This is a genomic window from Neobacillus niacini (assembly GCF_000759675.1).
Lineage (GTDB): Bacteria > Bacillota > Bacilli > Bacillales > Cytobacillaceae > Neobacillus > Neobacillus niacini_A.
In genome coordinates this window covers 12,679-30,912 of sequence record NZ_BAWM01000138.1, presented here as the reverse complement: position 1 = coordinate 30,912, position 18,234 = coordinate 12,679, and the positions used below count along the sequence as shown (strand labels likewise).

The 18,234-nt window shown below is 38.7% G+C and carries 13 protein-coding genes, 1 other RNA gene and 1 other annotated feature; of the genes, 2 read left to right on the top strand and 12 right to left on the bottom strand.

Annotated features, from left to right (window positions below; all coding sequences use genetic code 11):
- Positions 1-106: 106 nt before the first annotated feature.
- The 5 genes from TR08_RS25135 to TR08_RS32225 all read right to left on the bottom strand — a co-directional run bounded on the left by TR08_RS25135 (position 107) and on the right by TR08_RS32225 (position 4,968).
- A complete protein-coding gene (locus tag TR08_RS25135) occupies positions 107-874 on the bottom strand; it encodes a tRNA threonylcarbamoyladenosine dehydratase (RefSeq protein ID WP_045522937.1) in 768 nt (255 codons plus the stop codon).
- Between the two features lie 155 nt (positions 875-1,029).
- A non-coding RNA gene (gene ssrS / locus TR08_RS31495) (6S RNA) lies at positions 1,030-1,225 on the bottom strand.
- 61 nt (positions 1,226-1,286) lie between these two features.
- On the bottom strand, positions 1,287-3,065 hold the full coding sequence (gene aspS / locus TR08_RS25130; protein WP_045522935.1) for an aspartate--tRNA ligase: 1,779 nt from the start codon (positions 3,063-3,065) through the stop codon (positions 1,287-1,289).
- 15 nt (positions 3,066-3,080) lie between these two features.
- Complete coding sequence (gene hisS / locus TR08_RS25125) at positions 3,081-4,352, bottom strand: histidine--tRNA ligase (RefSeq protein WP_045522933.1); 1,272 nt, start codon at positions 4,350-4,352, stop codon at positions 3,081-3,083.
- Positions 4,353-4,431: 79 nt separating this feature from the next.
- Positions 4,432-4,732: a binding site (T-box leader), on the bottom strand.
- A gap of 56 nt (positions 4,733-4,788) precedes the next feature.
- Positions 4,789-4,968 (bottom strand): hypothetical protein, encoded by a 180-nt coding sequence (locus TR08_RS32225; protein ID WP_152597523.1) that lies wholly within the window; start codon positions 4,966-4,968, stop codon positions 4,789-4,791.
- 180 nt (positions 4,969-5,148) lie between these two features.
- Between TR08_RS32225 and TR08_RS25115 the strand changes: the two genes are divergently transcribed.
- Complete coding sequence (locus TR08_RS25115) at positions 5,149-6,870, top strand: SH3 domain-containing protein (RefSeq protein ID WP_238579244.1); 1,722 nt, start codon at positions 5,149-5,151, stop codon at positions 6,868-6,870.
- Between the two features lie 315 nt (positions 6,871-7,185).
- Here TR08_RS25115 and dtd read toward each other — a convergent pair whose 3' ends face one another.
- The 6 genes from dtd to TR08_RS25085 all read right to left on the bottom strand — a co-directional run bounded on the left by dtd (position 7,186) and on the right by TR08_RS25085 (position 15,724).
- Entirely contained in the window at positions 7,186-7,629 is a 444-nt protein-coding gene (dtd, locus tag TR08_RS25110) for a D-aminoacyl-tRNA deacylase (RefSeq protein ID WP_045522924.1), read from the bottom strand.
- A gap of 13 nt (positions 7,630-7,642) precedes the next feature.
- Complete coding sequence (locus TR08_RS25105) at positions 7,643-9,838, bottom strand: RelA/SpoT family protein (protein WP_045522922.1); 2,196 nt, start codon at positions 9,836-9,838, stop codon at positions 7,643-7,645.
- A gap of 230 nt (positions 9,839-10,068) precedes the next feature.
- Positions 10,069-10,581, bottom strand: a complete 513-nt coding sequence (locus TR08_RS25100) for an adenine phosphoribosyltransferase (protein WP_045522921.1) — start codon at positions 10,579-10,581, stop codon at positions 10,069-10,071.
- Entirely contained in the window at positions 10,581-12,935 is a 2,355-nt protein-coding gene (gene recJ / locus TR08_RS25095) for a single-stranded-DNA-specific exonuclease RecJ (RefSeq protein ID WP_045522919.1), read from the bottom strand. The genes TR08_RS25100 and recJ overlap by 1 nt, the downstream gene beginning before the upstream one ends.
- A gap of 88 nt (positions 12,936-13,023) precedes the next feature.
- A complete protein-coding gene (gene secDF / locus TR08_RS25090) occupies positions 13,024-15,288 on the bottom strand; it encodes a protein translocase subunit SecDF (protein WP_045522917.1) in 2,265 nt (754 codons plus the stop codon).
- Positions 15,289-15,427: 139 nt separating this feature from the next.
- Positions 15,428-15,724 (bottom strand): post-transcriptional regulator, encoded by a 297-nt coding sequence (locus TR08_RS25085; RefSeq protein ID WP_045522916.1) that lies wholly within the window; start codon positions 15,722-15,724, stop codon positions 15,428-15,430.
- A gap of 136 nt (positions 15,725-15,860) precedes the next feature.
- Between TR08_RS25085 and spoVB the strand changes: the two genes are divergently transcribed.
- On the top strand, positions 15,861-17,411 hold the full coding sequence (gene spoVB, locus TR08_RS25080; protein WP_045522914.1) for a stage V sporulation protein B: 1,551 nt from the start codon (positions 15,861-15,863) through the stop codon (positions 17,409-17,411).
- Between the two features lie 34 nt (positions 17,412-17,445).
- Here the strand turns inward: spoVB and TR08_RS25075 are convergent, their stop codons facing one another.
- Positions 17,446-18,108 (bottom strand): DUF421 domain-containing protein, encoded by a 663-nt coding sequence (locus TR08_RS25075; RefSeq protein ID WP_045522912.1) that lies wholly within the window; start codon positions 18,106-18,108, stop codon positions 17,446-17,448.
- Between the last annotated feature and the right edge of the window lie 126 nt (positions 18,109-18,234).

Genomic DNA, 18,234 nt, shown 5'->3' with positions numbered 1-18,234 from the left:
TAAAGCAAAAGGGGGTAAATCGCTCGACTAATATCGAGCAATTTACCCCCTGATTGTTAAAAGCGGACTTTTTCAGTGCCCTCACATTTTTGTTCGGGGTTAACAATTATTTTTCATCTGCTACACGTGTAATTTTGATGTCGGATAACAACTCTCGAACCACATAGCTTGCCATGATTAATCCGCAAGCAGATGGGACGAAGGCATTTGAGGATGGAGGCATTTGCGCCTTACGAATCGGAGCTTTGTCATTCCCGACCTCTTTTCGAACATCTTCACGAATGACTATCGGACTCTCATCAGAAAAGACCACTGGAATACCCTTGTGGATTCTTTCCTTACGAAGCTTCGTGCGGATTACTTTAGCGATTGGATCTGTATGTGTTTTAGAAATATCAGCAATTTTGAAGCGAGTTGGGTCCATTTTGTTGGCCGCTCCCATACTCGAGATGATCGGAATATTTCTTTTTAAGCATTCTTTCATCAAATGAATTTTATAAATAATGGTATCAGAAGCGTCAACGACAAAATCCAAACCATGGTTAAAAAATTCTTCATACGTCTCTTCTGTATAAAACATTTTTAAAGCGATGACCTCACAATCGGGATTAATGTCTTTAATCCGTTCCTTCATAAGTTCAGCTTTTGGTTGTCCAACCGTTGATAGGAGTGCGATAAGCTGACGGTTGACATTCGTGATATCAACGGTATCTTTATCGACTAGTATCAACCGTCCAACTCCAGAACGTGCAAGAGCTTCAGCAGCAAATGAGCCGACACCGCCAATTCCTAACACAGCAACTGTACTGTTTTTCATAATATCTAGGCCTTCTTTGCCAATGGCAAGTTCATTACGAGAAAATTGATGCAGCATGTGGATCCTCCAGAAATATATATTCGACTTACTATTATTTTTTACCCTAAAAAAATATAACATACTCCTGCATAAATTCAAGTATCGCTATAGGAATTATATTGTTAAACCACAAAATAAAAATAGCCCCCTGCTATGCAGGAGACTATTTTTATAAGGGTCCCAATGGTGCCGTCGCGCTTAGTTCCTTCTTTTGATCCCGCATATCAGCAGGTGGGTGTCTTGTTCCGAGTATATGTAAGTCCCTTTAACCGTATAGGTTGAGGCTTTTACGCAACTCGAAAACTCCAGACTCCCGAAGAAATAATGTTGGTCAAAAGTTAGGTAATACAACGAACATTTCAGGACACTTATTTGGTTGACTTTATAATATCATAGATTGAAAAACCATTCAAGATATTATGAAAGCGTTTTATTTACTTTTATTCGTAACGTTTAGTGACAAATGAAGTTCTTTTAATTGGGCTTCAGAAACTTCACCTGGTGCGTCCGTTAACAAGTCGCTGGCACTTGCCGTTTTTGGAAAAGCAATAGTATCACGCAGGTTAGTACTGCCTGTGAGTAACATAACCAGACGGTCCAAGCCGAGAGCAATTCCACCATGTGGCGGTGTACCATATTCGAAAGCATTCAACAAGAAACCAAATTGTTCCTGGGCTTCTTCAGGTGCAAATCCAAGAACGTTAAACATTTTTTCTTGAACAGAACGCTCAAAAATTCTTAAACTACCGCCACCAAGCTCATAACCATTTAATACAAGGTCATAGGCCTGTGCACGAACTCTAGAAGGATCTGTATCTAAGTACGGCAGGTCTTCTCTTACAGGCATAGTGAATGGATGATGGGCAGCATAATAACGACCTTCTTCTTCACCATATTCAAGCAACGGCCAATCAGTAATCCATAAGAAATTAAACCTGCTTAGATCGATTAATCCTAATTCTTTTCCAAGCTTTGAACGGAGTGCTCCTAATGCATCAGCAACAACATTTTTCTTGTCCGCAACGAACAAGAGCAGGTCACCCTCATTGGCATTCAAAACAGCTCTTAGAGAATTAGAATCCTCTTCTGCGAAGAACTTTGCAATCGGACCTTTTAACCCTTCCGCATCAACCTTCAGCCAGGCAAGACCTTTTGCTCCATAAACTGCTACAAATTCTGTTAGAGCGTCAATATCCTTACGTGAGTATTTTTCAGCAGCACCTTTTACATTGATGGCCTTTACCTGACCTCCATTTGCAACTGCAGCTGCAAATACTTTAAAGCCTGAATCCTTAACAACCTCGGAAAGGTCTACTAACTCAAGTCCAAAACGAGTATCTGGTTTATCAGACCCAAATCTGTTCATTGCATCATCATATGTCATCCTTGGAAATGGAGAAGGAATTTCAAGCCCTTTTACTTCCTTCATCAACTGTGTCATCATTTTTTCCATTAAGCCTAAGATATCCTCTTGACCTAGGAAACTTGTTTCAATATCAATTTGTGTGAATTCTGGCTGACGGTCAGCACGTAAATCCTCATCACGGAAACAGCGGGCAATTTGATAATAACGCTCAATACCACCAAGCATTAATAGCTGCTTGAATAACTGTGGTGATTGTGGAAGTGCATAAAACTCACCAGGATGAACACGGCTTGGTACCAAATAGTCACGTGCTCCTTCAGGAGTGCTCTTCGTTAAAATTGGTGTTTCAATATCTAAAAATCCTTCAGTATCTAGGAAATCTCTGATTTGTTTTGTAACTTGATGACGAATTTTTAATGTTTCAAAAATAACAGGACGACGGAAATCTAAATAACGGTATTTAAGACGAACATCTTCAGATGCCTCAGTGTTATCTAAAATGGTAAATGGAGGTGTTTTCGCTTCGTTAATAATGGTTACCATTTCGGCTTGAACTTCTATTTTTCCTGTTTTTAAATTAGGATTTATCGTTCCAGCCTCACGACTAATCACGGTTCCTTGTATATCCAAAACATATTCGCTGCGAATCTTTTCAGCAATTTCTAGTGCTTCTTTCGATACATCTGGATTGAAAACAACCTGGACAATACCTGAACGATCACGTAGATCGATAAAGATTAATCCGCCAAGGTCCCGTCGTTTTGAGACCCAGCCTTTAAGCGTTACTTTTTCACCAATGGCTGATTCTGGAACATCGCCACAAAAATACGTTCTCCCGTACATGAAGATCCTCTCCTCTTATCCCTTTAATTCTTGAAAATATTCTACAAGACCTGTTAATTCAAGTTCGACCTGCTCGCCAGTAGCCATATTTTTTAAATTAATTTTGTTATTATTTAGCTCTTCGTCACCTAGAACAGCAACATACTTTGCGTTCAGACGGTCAGCTGCTTTAAATTGTGCTTTGATTTTTCGATTTAAATAATCTCTCTCTGCAGAAACACCGGCAAGCCTAAGTTTCTGAAGGAGCCCTACCGTATAGTCCTTCGCTTCTTCACCGAGAGAGGCGATATAGCAATCAATACCTTGATTGATTTCAAGCTCAATCCCTTCAGCATTCAAAGCTGCAATAAATCGCTCAATACTCATTGCAAAACCAATCCCAGGTGTCTCTGGTCCGCCCATTTCTTCGGCTAAACCGTTATATCGACCGCCGCCGCATAAAGTGGTTATTGCACCAAATCCCTCAGCGTCACTCATAATTTCGAATGCAGTGTGATTATAATAATCTAAACCACGGACTAAGTTTGGATCGACCACGAAGGCAATATCTAATTGTGTTAAATACTGTTGTAATTTTTCAAAATAAGCCTTAGAATCATCATTTAGATAATCTATAATGGATGGCGCAGTTTTCATTAATTCATGATTGCGATCCTGTTTACAATCGAGAATTCGCAATGGATTTTTTTCTAGACGGTTTTGACAATCTTGACAAAACTCTCCGATTCTTGGCTGGAAGTGATTGACTAAAGCATTACGGTGAGCGCTCCGGCTCTCCTTATCTCCAAGACTATTGATCACAAGCTTTAGCTTTTTCAAGCCCATTTCCTTGTATAAATTCATGGCTAGCGAAATTACTTCTGCATCAATTGCCGGGTCATTACTGCCTAATGCTTCGATGCCAAATTGAACAAACTGTCGGAAGCGTCCTGCTTGTGGGCGTTCGTATCGAAACATCGGTCCCATATAATAAAGCTTAACGGGCTGATTTGGATAGCCAAACATTTTTTTCTCAACAAAAGACCGTACGACAGCTGCAGTTCCTTCTGGTCTTAATGTAAGACTGCGGCCCCCGCGATCCTCAAATGTGTACATTTCTTTCTGAACAATATCAGTGGTATCACCAACGCCTCGTGAAAAAAGATCAGTATGTTCAAAGATTGGAGTCCGAATTTCTTGATATTGATATTTCTCGCAAAGCTCTCTCGCTTTTGCCTCAATCAGCTGCCATTTTTCTACCTCTCCTGGCAAAATGTCTTGCGTGCCTCTTGGAATGCTAATAGACATAGCAGAATTCCTCCTTACTCTAACTTTTTTATGTGAAAAATTCTATAAAAAACAAAAAACTCCCGTCCCTTGTATAAATACAAGGGACGAGAGTTATATTTCCCGCGGTGCCACCCTAGTTGAAGGCATAAAAAATCTATGCACTTCCTCTTTTACAGTTAACGCCTGCTCACGTTCTTCTCCTACTGGAGTCGGATGAATCCAACATGAGTCGGAAAAATCCACTAGAGTCGGACTTTTTCCGACTAGAGTATCCTTTTTCAGAGAGAAGCCTACGGAGTGTTCATTCATTAAGAATCATGTAGAAATGCTTTCAGCCCAGGGCATTTCCTCTCTTTTCATGTTTTACCTTAATTACTATGCTCCATCATTGGTTATATCCATGTATTTTATTTATATAATATTACGGAGCATTGAATCCAATGTCAAGAAGGATTTAGGATCTTTCCAAATGTTTTTTCAACTTCCTTACATCGCCGATCGTAAGTCCAAATTCGGAGGCAAGCTCAAACGCAGAATTATTCTGTTCTTTTTGTATAAAATCATGAAAATCTACACCGAAAAGCCTGCTGTCCATTGATTGAACGCTATTTCCTTTATCGCTCGATCTCAACATCCATCACCTCGTATCATCACTATAGTTCTTATTATTTCCAACCATCGTAAAAACTTACATGTCAAAGAAAATTTCAAAATAGTAGATATTTAACAATTAAGGAATGATTTCCATGTCCTTTTACGATAAAATGAAAGATATTGTGAAGGGAGAGAGAGGATGATAAGGAGATTTATACTTTTGTTAGTATGTTTCACGGTATTTTTCGGAGTATTCCTTCCGCAAGAAATAGGTGTGGCAGCAAACGGTACGGTCACTATTGCTGAGAATACAGTTAATGTCCGCAATGGTCCAAGTTTAAGCTACCAGCTAGTGAAACAAGTAAAAAAAGGCGAAAAATTTACTATTATTAAAGAGGAAGACGATTGGATTCAAATTCAGCTTGCAGCTGCAAAAACAGGCTGGGTAGCCAATTGGGTTGTAACAAAGTCTACAAATGGAACAACCACAACAAGGTCTAGCAATTCAAAGTCAATGACTGCTGAAGCAAATACCAATCAATTACGAGTACGTACTGGACCAGGAACTAATTTCCGTATCAATGGATACTTAAATAAAGGACAAGCTGTTAGTGTCTTAGATGAAAATGAAAACTGGTTAAAGATATCTGCAGGATTTGGAGAAGGCTGGGTTGCACGAGAATACCTAGATTTTAAAAATAATACCAACAATAATTCAAATGAAGAAAATAATAATAAATCAATTGGTACGGGTATTGTCACAGATACATTGAATGTTCGAAATGAACCTTCGACAACAGGAACAGTGATTGGAAAACTAGCAAAAGGGACTTCCGTAAGTATTTATTCAAAAAAGAATAGTTGGGTAGAGATTAAGTACTCAAATCAAAGTGCTTGGGTTAGTGCTGATTATGTTCAAATTGGCACCCAAAATCAACAATCCACTAATACTGATGGAACCATTGGGACGGTAACTGCTAGCAATTTAAGTATCCGCAGCGATTCTTCCTTAAATTCGGACATTATTGGTTCCGTTACTAAGGGGCAGAAGTTTACCATTTTAGATGAAAAAAATAATTGGTTCAAAATTGAATACAAACCGGGAAAATCAGGCTGGGCAGCTGGCTGGTATTTCAACAAGGATAAAGCAATTTCTACCCAACTTGCTAATGATAGCAAAGTCACAATCCTACATAATGGAACAAATATCAGGAAGGACCCTTCTGTTCAATCAAATGTCCTGGAGCGAGCAAATGAAGGAGAGTCCTTTCCCATAAAAGGCGTCAATAATGATTGGTACGAAATTACATTAGCCAACGGTACAAATGGATATATTGCTGGATGGCTTGTATCAACAAATGGCACTGGACCAGGAATTGATAAACAAGGGGCAGAAGGTTATTTAAAATACAAGACCATCGTCATTGATCCCGGGCATGGCGGTATTGATAATGGGGCAACTGGTGCTGGAGGAACACTTGAAAAAGAATTAACACTACGGACTGCTCAACTATTATCTGATAAGCTAAGAGCAGCTGGAGCAAATGTACTTCTAACAAGAAGCAATGACTCGTTTCTTCCACTGCCATCAAGGGTAAGACTCGCAAGTGTCAATCAGTCCGACGCCTTTATCAGCTTACATTATGATAGTAACCTAGACCGAAGTGTCCGGGGAATGACAGGCTATTACTATCATTCTTATCAAAAAAAACTTGCTGAATATGTTTTTAATTCAACAAATGCTCAAACCAGGTTAAAGAGCCGCGGTGTCCAATCGGGTGATTACCATGTCATTCGTGAGAATCAACGGAAGGCAGTACTTATGGAATTGGGCTATCTTAGTAATTCAGCGGAAGAAATGACTCTAACGTCCGGTCAATTTCAAGAAAATGCAGCAACAGGTTTATATAATGGACTGGCAAGATACTTTAAGGAACAATAAAATAGGATAGTATTTTCGACTTTGAGAATTGTCTAGCGCAAGCAGCCTAAGGGCTCGGGGTCATAAGCTTGTCTAGTTGCAACTTCTTGGGACTCGAGTCATAAGCCACCCCCTGAAGAAGGCAAAAAGCGCCTTCTTACAGGGTTCGTCTTATGCCTTCGTCCCAGGGCAGTCGCCTCCACATTTCAGACAATCCGTCAAGAAGGTAAAGACCAACCTTCTCGTCGGCTCGTCTTATGCCTTTCGCCCTTGGGCAAGGCGCTTCCGCTTTTCTTATAAAAAATGCTTGGCAGCTATTAAAGTGCCAAGCATTTTTTAACCTTTACTGTCCACAATTAGTGTTACAGGACCATCATTGATTAATTCAACATCCATCATAGCTCCAAAGATACCCGTTTCAACCTTGATACCTTTTTCACGTAATAAATCGTTGAATCCTTCATATAGTTGATTCGCCTGTTCCGGTCTTGCGGCTTCCATGAAATTGGGTCTTCTTCCTTTACGGCAATCACCATACAAGGTAAATTGAGATACAGAAAGGATTTCACCACCAACATCTAATAAAGATAAATTCATCTTTCCAGGCTCATCTTCAAATATCCGTAGATTTGCAATTTTATCTGCTAGGAAGGCTGCGTCTTCTTCCTTATCATGATGTGTTACACCCACAAGAAGGACAAGACCTTTGGAAATCTGTCCTGTTATTTCTCCGTTAACCGTAACCTTAGCATTTTTACTGCGTTGCACAACAACTCGCATATTCGTAAACTCCCTAATTCATAATCCGGCGAACCGAATAAATATCTGGTATCTGTTTGATCCGATCAACCACTTTTTGCAAATGGCTGACATTGTGTATGGCAATAGACATAATAATCGTCGCCATTTTATTACGGTCAGACCGACCAGAAACAGCTGAAATATTGGTTTTTGTTTCATTTACTGCCTGCAATACCTCATTCAATAAACCACGGCGGTCATAACCACTGATCTCAATATCGACATTATATTCTTTCCGGTCATTTAATGAGGATTCCCACTCAACAGGTATTAACCTGGTTTGCGCATCATTAGAGTCAATATTTGTACAATCGGCACGATGAACCGAAACACCACGTCCTTTGGTGATAAAGCCAACAATTTCGTCACCTGGGACAGGATTACAGCATCTTGATAAGCGGATTAATAAATTATCTATTCCAGCAACACGAACACCGGACTCCCGCTTTTTCGTAGAAGGGAAAGCCTTCATATCTGAAATAGCATTTGTGATTGTCGCTGATTGCTCCTGATCGCGCTTTTTCCGCCATTTTTCGGTTAAACGATTAGCTACCTGGAGTGCCGTTACACCATTATAGCCAACAGCTGCATACATATCGTCTTCATTGGCAAAATTAAACTTTTCAATTACCTTCTTCAAATTATCGGCCGTTAAGATTTCTTTTAAATCAAATTCCATGGCGCGGATTTCTTTTTCTACAAGCTCTCTTCCTTTATCGACATTTTCATCCCGGCGCTGCTTCTTAAAAAAGGCACGTATTTTGTTCTTGGCCTGCGAAGTTTGTGCAAGTTTTAACCAGTCTTGACTTGGTCCATAAGAATGCTTAGATGTAAGAATTTCGATAATGTCACCAGTCTTGAGTCGATAATCCAGCGTTACCATTTTACCGTTCACTTTCGCCCCAATCGTTTTATTACCGATTTCAGAGTGAATTCGATAAGCAAAATCTATTGGAACAGAACCAGACGGCAATTCAATTACATCTCCTTTTGGTGTGAAAATAAAAACCATATCGGAGAATAAATCAATTTTTAATGACTCCATAAACTCTTCTGCATTAGCAGTGTCATTTTGGAATTCAAGGATTTCTCTAAACCATGTTAATTTTTGTTCGTAAGAAGTTGTATCACTTAGTGCTTTCCCTTCTTTATACGCCCAGTGGGCTGCAATACCGAATTCGGCAATTCGGTGCATTTCAGACGTGCGAATTTGAACCTCTAGCGGATCACCTTTAGGGCCAATGACCGTTGTATGAAGAGATTGATACATATTCGGCTTCGGCATAGCAATATAGTCCTTAAAACGCCCAGGCATTGGCTTCCAGCAAGTATGAATGATTCCTAATACGGCGTAGCAATCCTTAATACTATTCACGACAATCCGAACGGCAAGTAAATCATAAATTTCACTAAACTGTTTATTCTGCTGAACCATTTTTCGGTAAATGCTATAGATATGTTTAGGTCTTCCATTAAGCTCCGCATTAATGGACACTTCTTTCATTCTGTCACGAACCTCGTCCATTACATCGACTAAGTATTGCTCCCGTTCTGCACGCTTCTTTTTCATCAAGTTAACAATACGGTAATATTGCTGTGGATTTAAGTATCTTAATGCAGTATCTTCCAACTCCCACTTAATCTTAGAAATACCAAGACGATGGGCCAAAGGTGCAAAGATTTCAAGTGTTTCATTTGAAATCCGGCGCTGCTTCTCAACAGGAAGGTGCTTAAGCGTCCTCATATTATGCAAACGATCAGCAAGCTTAATCAAAATAACGCGGATATCCTGGGCCATAGCCACAAACATTTTTCTGTGGTTTTCAGCCTGCTGTTCCTCGTGTGATTTATATTTAATTTTTCCTAATTTCGTAACCCCGTCGACAAGCATGGCCACTTCGTCATTAAATTCAGTCTCGATGTCCTTTAAGGTAACATCTGTGTCTTCAACAACATCATGTAGAAAACCAGCGGCGACCGTTGCAGGATCCATCTCCAAATCCGCTAGAATTCCAGCAACCTGAATAGGATGAATAATGTAAGGCTCCCCTGATTTTCTATATTGTTCACGATGAGAATGTTTTGCGAATTCGTACGCTCTTTTTACAAATTCACAATGCTCCTCGTTTAAATAGACCCTAGTCTTGTCGATGACTTGTTCGGCGGTTAGCACTTGATCGTTCGCCATAAAATCACCTTATTTTTCGTCTCATTTTTTATTATTAAATGTTTTTCTATTTAAACTAGTTACTAATGAATGTTTCTATTATCGAAAAAAAAAGCTAAGATGTAAAGGGATTGATATCATTTTACAGTATTTTGCGAAAAAAGTGTCGAAATATAGTTAATTCATTAGTAAGAATAATAGCTCTCTTCTTATAACAAGAGAGCACTCAGTTACGAGTGCCCTCACTACTATTAATAATTCATCAATGTCATGATGTCATAGCCATCAAGTTTCTTACGGCCATCAAGGTAGGATAATTCAACCAGAAAAGCAATTCCTGCAACTACACCGCCAAGCTGTTCAACTAATTGGATTGTTGCTTCAATGGTTCCTCCTGTTGCTAACAAGTCGTCAGTAATCAGAACACGTTGTCCTGGTTGAATCGCGTCCTTATGAATGGTGAGGACATCACTTCCATATTCTAATCCATAGCTTATTTTAACCGTTTCGCGTGGCAGTTTTCCTTCCTTACGAACAGGAGCAAAGCCAATTCCAAGAGAATAGGCCACAGGGCAGCCAATAATAAATCCTCTTGCCTCTGGACCAACAATTAAATCAATTTGTTTATCTTTTGCATAAGCAACAATTTGGTCTGTTGCATATTTGTATGCTTCCCCATTGTTCATTAATGGAGTAATATCCTTGAATGTAATTCCTGGTTTTGGGTAATCCGGCACGATTGCTATAAATTGCTTTAAGTCCATTACTTAATTGCCTCCTCTATAATAACTGATTCCTCAATGACCTGGTCAAACCAGCTCTTTAGCTGCTGAAAGGATGAAAATAATAAATCTCTTTCAAGAGCATATTGTGCCTGTTTGGTTTGGTAGGTGACTGAATCAGTTAGGTCGCGCTTTTGTGATTGTTTATTCAACGTAATAAATCCATTGTTTATTGTAACAAATTCTAGTTCAGAAAACACCTTTGACATAAAGGTTACTGTTTCCGTTGACCAGCCACGGTGCTTTGCAATTTCATCCCCATAACGACCTAAATCAAGGGGACCTTTTTTTAATAAAAATGCATAAAACCATTTAAAGTGGTCCCTGGTAGGAATGGTACTAAAGAAATCACTCGATTCTTTATGGAAATAGGCATAGATTCGAGCAGGCTGTTTCCCATTAAATAAGTGACATAGTATGTCCTTTGATGGCGGCAGGTCAACAAGAACCACATTGGCCTGATGAGAATCGAATGCCTTTGCTTCTGCTTCATCTTGAATAAGTAATACCTCACTCGTTAGAGCAGGATCCAATTTATCGAGCTGTTCTCTGTTAAAAATAATATATTTTCGATTTTGATTAGGAATGGTATTAACCATTGAGTGAATACGTTTTACTCCGCGATGATCAAATAATTGCCACGAATCAACCGAAACATCTTGGATAAAAATTTGTGGTTTACGGATATTATTCCACTCATTGACGGCTAATTCACCAATTATCGAAATTTTTGAGGCTGGTGAAATATGGTCGACTAACTGTCCAAGTCCAAACCCAATTCCGTCTAAACTAATACCATTTTCATTAACCATAACTTTCAAGTGATTTTGTTCTGAACCAATCTTTCTCATTGTGGATACTTGGACATTACTAATTAACACCTTTGGCTTAGGGTTATCCATTCCAAATGGAGCAAGAAGGTTTAATTCATCTAACGAGGATAAACTGATCTCTTCCACCTTTATTTGATGATCTAGTAAGGTAATTGGGACAAAATCATCTTTCGTTAACTGCTCATTTGCAAGCGTATTTAACCTCACGCGAAGATTCGAAACATCCTCTATATTAAGTGTCATCCCTGCAGCCATCGGATGGCCACCAAAGTGAGGAAGAATATCCCGGCATTCCGATAGATTTTTAAACAAGTCAAAACCTGCAATACTTCGAGCTGAACCCTTTGCCAAGCCCTTCTCATGGTCAAAACTTAGAACTATTGTCGGTCGGTAAAACTTTTCCACTAATCTGGAAGCAACGATGCCAATTACACCCGCGTTCCAGCCTTCTTTACCAATAATAAGAACTGAGTTTGAATCAATCGGATAGTTTTTTTCAACCTCTTCAATGGCTTCAAGCGTAATAGAATTGACGATCGATTGTCTCGTCTTGTTTAATTCATCCATTTCTTTAGCCAAGCTTTGAGCTTCCAATGGATCATCAGTCAGCAATAATTCCACAGCCATGTCTGCATTTTCTAATCTGCCGACAGCATTGATTCTTGGCGCTAGCGTAAAGCCGATGGTTTCCTCGTTAATGTTTTGTTGGGCCACACCTGCTACTTTTAATATAGCTTTTAGACCTTTGTTTTTTGTGACTTTAAGTTTTTCCAAGCCTTTTTTGGCAATAAGACGATTTTCATCTTTTAATGATACTAAATCCGCAATTGTGCCAATAACAGCAATCTCCAACAAGTGCTCTGGGACTTCTCCGTATAGAGCGTGGGCTAATTTGAAGGCCACACCTACTCCCGCGAGCTCACGAAACGGGTAGATACTATCTGGTAGTTTAGGATGAATTATTGCCAGCGCTTCAGGTAAAACAGGTCCAGGCTCATGGTGATCCGTGATGATTAAATCAAGACCGAGTTCCTTTGCTAGAGTTGCTTCGTTTATGGCAGAAATGCCTGTATCTACAGTAATAATTAACTTTACTCCATTTTCAGCTGCGCTGCGAAAGGCTGGTTCATTCGGTCCATATCCTTCCGTAAAACGATTTGGAATATAAAATTGGACATTGGCTCCCAATTCTTTAAGGGTCACCATTAATACGGTTGTACTGCTCACACCATCCGCATCATAATCTCCAAAAATTAAAATAGGTTCTTGGTTATCTATTGCTTCCCGAATTCTGGTAACAGCTAAATCCATTCCTTTTAATAGATAGGGGTCATGGAATTGCTCTTTTCCAAATAAAAAATACCGTGCAGAATCAACGGTATCTAATCCGCGGTTGATAAGCAGCGACGCAACAAGTGGCGTAATTTTCAATTCGTTTTCGAGAGTTTTTACTAGTTGATCCTCAGATTCACGAACAATCCATCTAGTTTTCGACTTTAACATGCGTTCACCCCTCAGACTTTACTATTATACAGGAGCATGTTTCTTAGTTCAATCAAAAAAGGAAACCGCAATCTGCGGTTTCCTTAAATTATACTTGTGGCTCATCAGAGTATTTTCTCTTTTCCTTTACGGTCTTAATGGTACCTTTCTTTTTAAGTTCTTTTGCTTTCAAAACAACCCAAAGATTAGTAGCGATAAAGACTGAGGAATACACACCTGAAATTAAACCAACAAACATGGCAATAGAGAAGTTACGGATCGATTCACTTCCAAAAATCATCAAAGCAATAATTGTGATAGTAACCGTTAATACCGTATTAAATGAACGAGTTAACGTTTGACGTAAACTTACATTTACAACCTCAGCAATATCCTCAAAGGATTTAAGACGCTTTTTCTTTACTAAGTTCTCACGCATCCGGTCAAAGGTAACAATCGTGTCATTAATGGAGTAACCAACGATTGTCAACACAGCCGCGATAAATGTGAGGTCAACTTCAAGTCTGGTAATGCTAAAGAAAACTACCATAAAGAATGCATCGTGCAATAAGGAAACAATCGCTGCAATTGCCATAGCCATTTCAAATCGAACCGTGACATAAATAATGATTCCAATGGAGGCAAGTATTAGCGCAATAAAAGCATTCTTCGCAATTTCCTTCCCAACTGTTGGTGACACGGTACTAACATTTGGCTCCGCACCAAATTCTTTATTAAGTTCTGATTTTAATTCAGAAATTTCATCTTTAGATAAAACCCCTTTTAGTCTAGCAGAAGCAATCTCTTTATTCTCACCAGAAATAAGAATATCATCTGTTTTGATATCAAGTTTTTTAAGAGCACTTTCAACCTGTTCGGTTGTTAAAGGCTTATCTGATAATACTTCAATCCGCGTACCACTTGAAAAATCAATAGAAAGGTTCAAACGGAAAATGAGGAGTATCACTAAGCCAACAGCAAGGAATGCACCTGAAAGGATGAAAAATAATTTTCTAACCTTTACAAAATCAAATCGATCCCATCTTGTAGGAAGATCTAACGTGTCAAAATTTTCGGCAATATCCTTAATCTGAGATTGTTTAACACCAAACCAGCCTGCCCTTTTGTTCAATAAACCACTGTTTACCCACATACCTAAGAAAATACGAGAACCAAATACAGCTGTAACAAAACTCATTAGAATACTAACAATTAATGTGGTAGCAAACCCTTTAACAGAGCTTGTCCCATAGAAAAATAGTACTGCAGCTGTTAGTAACGTTGTTAGGTTAGCGTCAATGATAGATGAAAATGAACTTTTACTTCCAGCTTGGAAAGCTGATTTAATTGACTTACCGACCTTTATTTCTTCCCTAATTCTTTCGTAAGTGATAATGTTCGCGTCAACTGCCATACCAACCCCAAGTATGAGTGCGGCAATACCTGGCAGAGTTAAGACAGCATTCATCCAATCAAATACTAGTAGTACAAGGTAAATATAAATCGATAAGGTCACAATAGCGATGAATCCAGGGAAACGATAGTAAACAAGCATGAATAAATAAATGATTGCAATACCAATGATGCCGGCAAAAACTGTCTCATTTAAAGCCTGCTCACCGAATTTAGCTCCAACAGAAGTAGAGTAAACCTCCGTTAGCTTGACGGGTAGGGCTCCAGCATTTAAAAGTGAGGCAAGCTCTTTTGCTTCCTCTGCTGTGAAGCTCCCTACGATTGAAACTGTATTTTGATTAAAGATTTCTTTTACGGTTGGTGCTGATAAAAATTTAGGATTTTCCTTTGTGATTTCTGTTTTGAAGGAATCTTTTCCTTCTTCAAAATCAAGCCATATCACTAAATAATTATTAGGTGCCATTTTCACAATTTCTTCCGTAACTTTTTTGAATTTATCGGCACTCTTTAATTTCAATGAAACGCTCGGTGCTCCTTTTTCATCAAAAGTCTGGCTCGCACCATTCTCCGCTAAATCTGAGCCGTCCATCATAACACGGTCATTTGCATCACGGAATGTCAGGTTAGCTTGTGTAGACAATATTTCCCGGGCTTCATTTTGATCGGTTACACCAGCAAGTTGGACACGGATCCTATTTTCACCCTCAATTTGAATATTTGGTTCACTAACTCCGAGAACATTTATCCGCTTATCAAGGGCCTCCGCGGTACTAGCTAATGTTTCTTTGTCAATTTCCTGACCTTTTTTTGCAGGTGAAACCTCATACAAAACCTCGAAGCCGCCTTGAAGGTCCAAACCTAGTTTAATGTCCTTTAAGATACCTGTAGTGGTAACTCCCATTGTGCTTCCTATTAGCAAAACTACTAGCAGGAAAGCGATGATTCTACTGCGCTTAACCATTATGTATTGTTCCTCCTTAGGGCTTAAGCCAAAGCACTGCACCGTAAAGCCTTATATAAAAATTCATTCTTTTATTATGAAATAATTTATAAATACTGTCAATTTAAACTAGAAAAGCCATTAAGAAAAGAAGCGACGATTATTTTAATAACTCTTTCCATTCATTTTCATCTTCTAAATTAAAATCATTGTTTTTATACGTCTCAATCGTAGTAAAGCTTATGTAATCACTGACCTTTACGGATAGGATCTCATCAATAATTTCATAAAGTCTTATATCCTCTTTGACCTTCTTCCACTTTTTTTTCGTTAAAAAATCCCAAAGTCCACTTTCTGAAACTTCGTAATAACCAAGCAAGCGAAATTCTTCGAGCTTGCTTACTAAGGCTGGTTTTACGTCGGTCTTAAAATGATTGTATGCGTGGCTTTTCTCCAATGCAGCTGCCTCCTCGGACATTTAAGTCCCTATCTATTATCTCTAAAATACAAACACCTTGTCATGCTTTGTCCACCCTTATGCATATAGATTAATTGTATATGAATTCTTCTTATTTGAGAAGGTGGGAAGTAGGATGTCGAAGTTTTTAAAAGGGACCTTTATCCTATTATTAGCGGGATTAATTACGAGGGTACTTGGATTTATTAACAGAATTGTCATAGCTCGAAGTATTGGTGAAGAAGGGGTCGGCCTCTATATGATGGCTTTTCCTACCTTTATCCTTGTTGTGACCTTAACACAAATGGGACTGCCTGTCGCCATTTCCAAAAATATTGCCGAGGCTGAGGCAAAAGGAAATCACAAAGAAATAAAAAAGATTCTTGTTGTTTCTCTGGCAATAACCATTTCGCTATCGCTTATCTTTACTCCAGCTCTAATTTTATTAGCACCTATTTTATCTACTACTCTTTTTACTGATCCGAGAACGTACTATCCTTTAATTGCTATCGCACCAGTTGTTCCTGTTATTGCCGTTTCTTCTGTTTTGAGAGGCTATTTTCAGGGCAGACAAAACATGCGCCCATCTGCAATATCGCAGATTTTAGAACAACTAGTGAGAATTACCTTAATTGCCGTCATGACCAAATCATTTCTTCCGTATGGAATTGAATATGCTGCGGCGGCAGCAATGGTTGCAGCGATTATCGGTGAAGTCGTATCCTTAGTCTATTTAATGACTACCTTTAAATTAAAAAAACGATTTAAGCTGCGCAAGAACTTTTTTCAATTTGTTCATTCCGGAAAGAAAACCTTTAATGACTTAATGGAAATCGCCTTGCCGACAATGGGCAGTAGAATGATTGGGTCAGTTGCTTGGTTTTTCGAACCCATTGTTGTTGCCCACAGTTTAGCCCTTGCCGGTGTTTTAGCGATTGAAGCTACTAAACAATACGGATCCTTAACTGGTTTTGCGATGCCATTATTAATGCTGCCATCGTTCGTTACTTATTCATTAGCAACATCACTTGTCCCAGCCATTAGTGAAGCTAATTCACAAAATAATCATCAATTGATTGAACATCGCCTGCAGCAGGCCTTACGATTTGCCTTTTTAACCGGTGGATTATCCGTAATTGTCCTATATGTTCTGGCGGAACCCCTTATGGAGCTCATGTATGGCTCGACAAAAGGCTCTGACTTTATTCGTCTCATGGCTCCTTTCTTCTTATTTTATTATTATCAAGGTCCGCTTCAGGCAGTATTGCAGGCACTAAATCTGGCTAGAGCGGCCATGATCAATAGTTTAATTGGTGCAGTTATTAAAACTGCAGTCATTTTTATATTGGCTTCGCAGCCTTCTTTCGGGATAAACGGAGTGGCATTAGGGATTATTGTTGGTTTTGTCTTGGTAACAGTGCTTCACTTTGCCACTGTTCTGAAGAAAATTTCTTTTAGTTTTCATGTTCGTGACTACGTGAAAGGAACCATCATTATGGGAATCTCGGCCTGGATAGGCTATTGGTTATTTGAGCACATCCTTCTTGGCGAGCATTTAGCGATTAGAGTTTTGTCAGCAGCTTTTGGGATGTCCATCATTTATATCTTCTTACTAATCCTTGCAGGCTTAATTAAGAAGGAAGAACTTAAAAGAATACCGATTATTCGTAATTTAATTCCAATTTGAGAGAAATAAGAAGACACGCTTTTCGCGTGTCTTCTTATTCCTCGTCCATTATATCGACAAAAAACTTCCCATTTTCAAAACTGCAGAAAGAGATTTTTCTTACGTCCTTATATCCCATTTTCTTTAATTCCTGCCGAAGCCATAGATTGGTTTTATTAATGCGAATTAAATTTTCTTCTTCAATACAACCATCAATTATTAATGGGATGGTAATATCTCCTTCCTGAGGCTTTCCATTACCATTGCTCATTTTTTCAATTACAGATAAACTCCCTGAAGATTCTAGGATGGCAAACTCAACGTCCCCAATGCTGCGAATATCCTTCTCTCTTAATTGGGTCAATAAATCATCAAAGTTGTATCTTTGCTTTCTCATTGCTTCTTCGTCGATTTTTCCTCTATTAATGATAATAGTCGGTTTCCCATCGACGATATCACGAAATCGTTTACTCTTTAATGAAATTGTTGCCATCGCTATTTGAATAACCATTAATAAAACCATTGGAATCGTCGTTTGAATTAAAGATTGCTCCGGATCATCAATAGCGACAATAGCCAACTCACCTATCATGATAAAAACGACAAGATCTAGAATACTAAGCTCTCCTATTTCTCTTTTACCCATTAAGCGAAATATAGCGAGAATTAGTACGTAAAAAAATATTGTTCTTAATATGATTGTTATGTATTGTTCCAAAACAGTCTCCCCTTTTTGCTGCATTCTTCTCTATTGTTCGCACTTTTGCCTTAATCATTTAAGGAATTATATCCCAGTAACAATAAAAATTTTTATTCTACTTTTAAAAAAGGAGAATATGCTTGT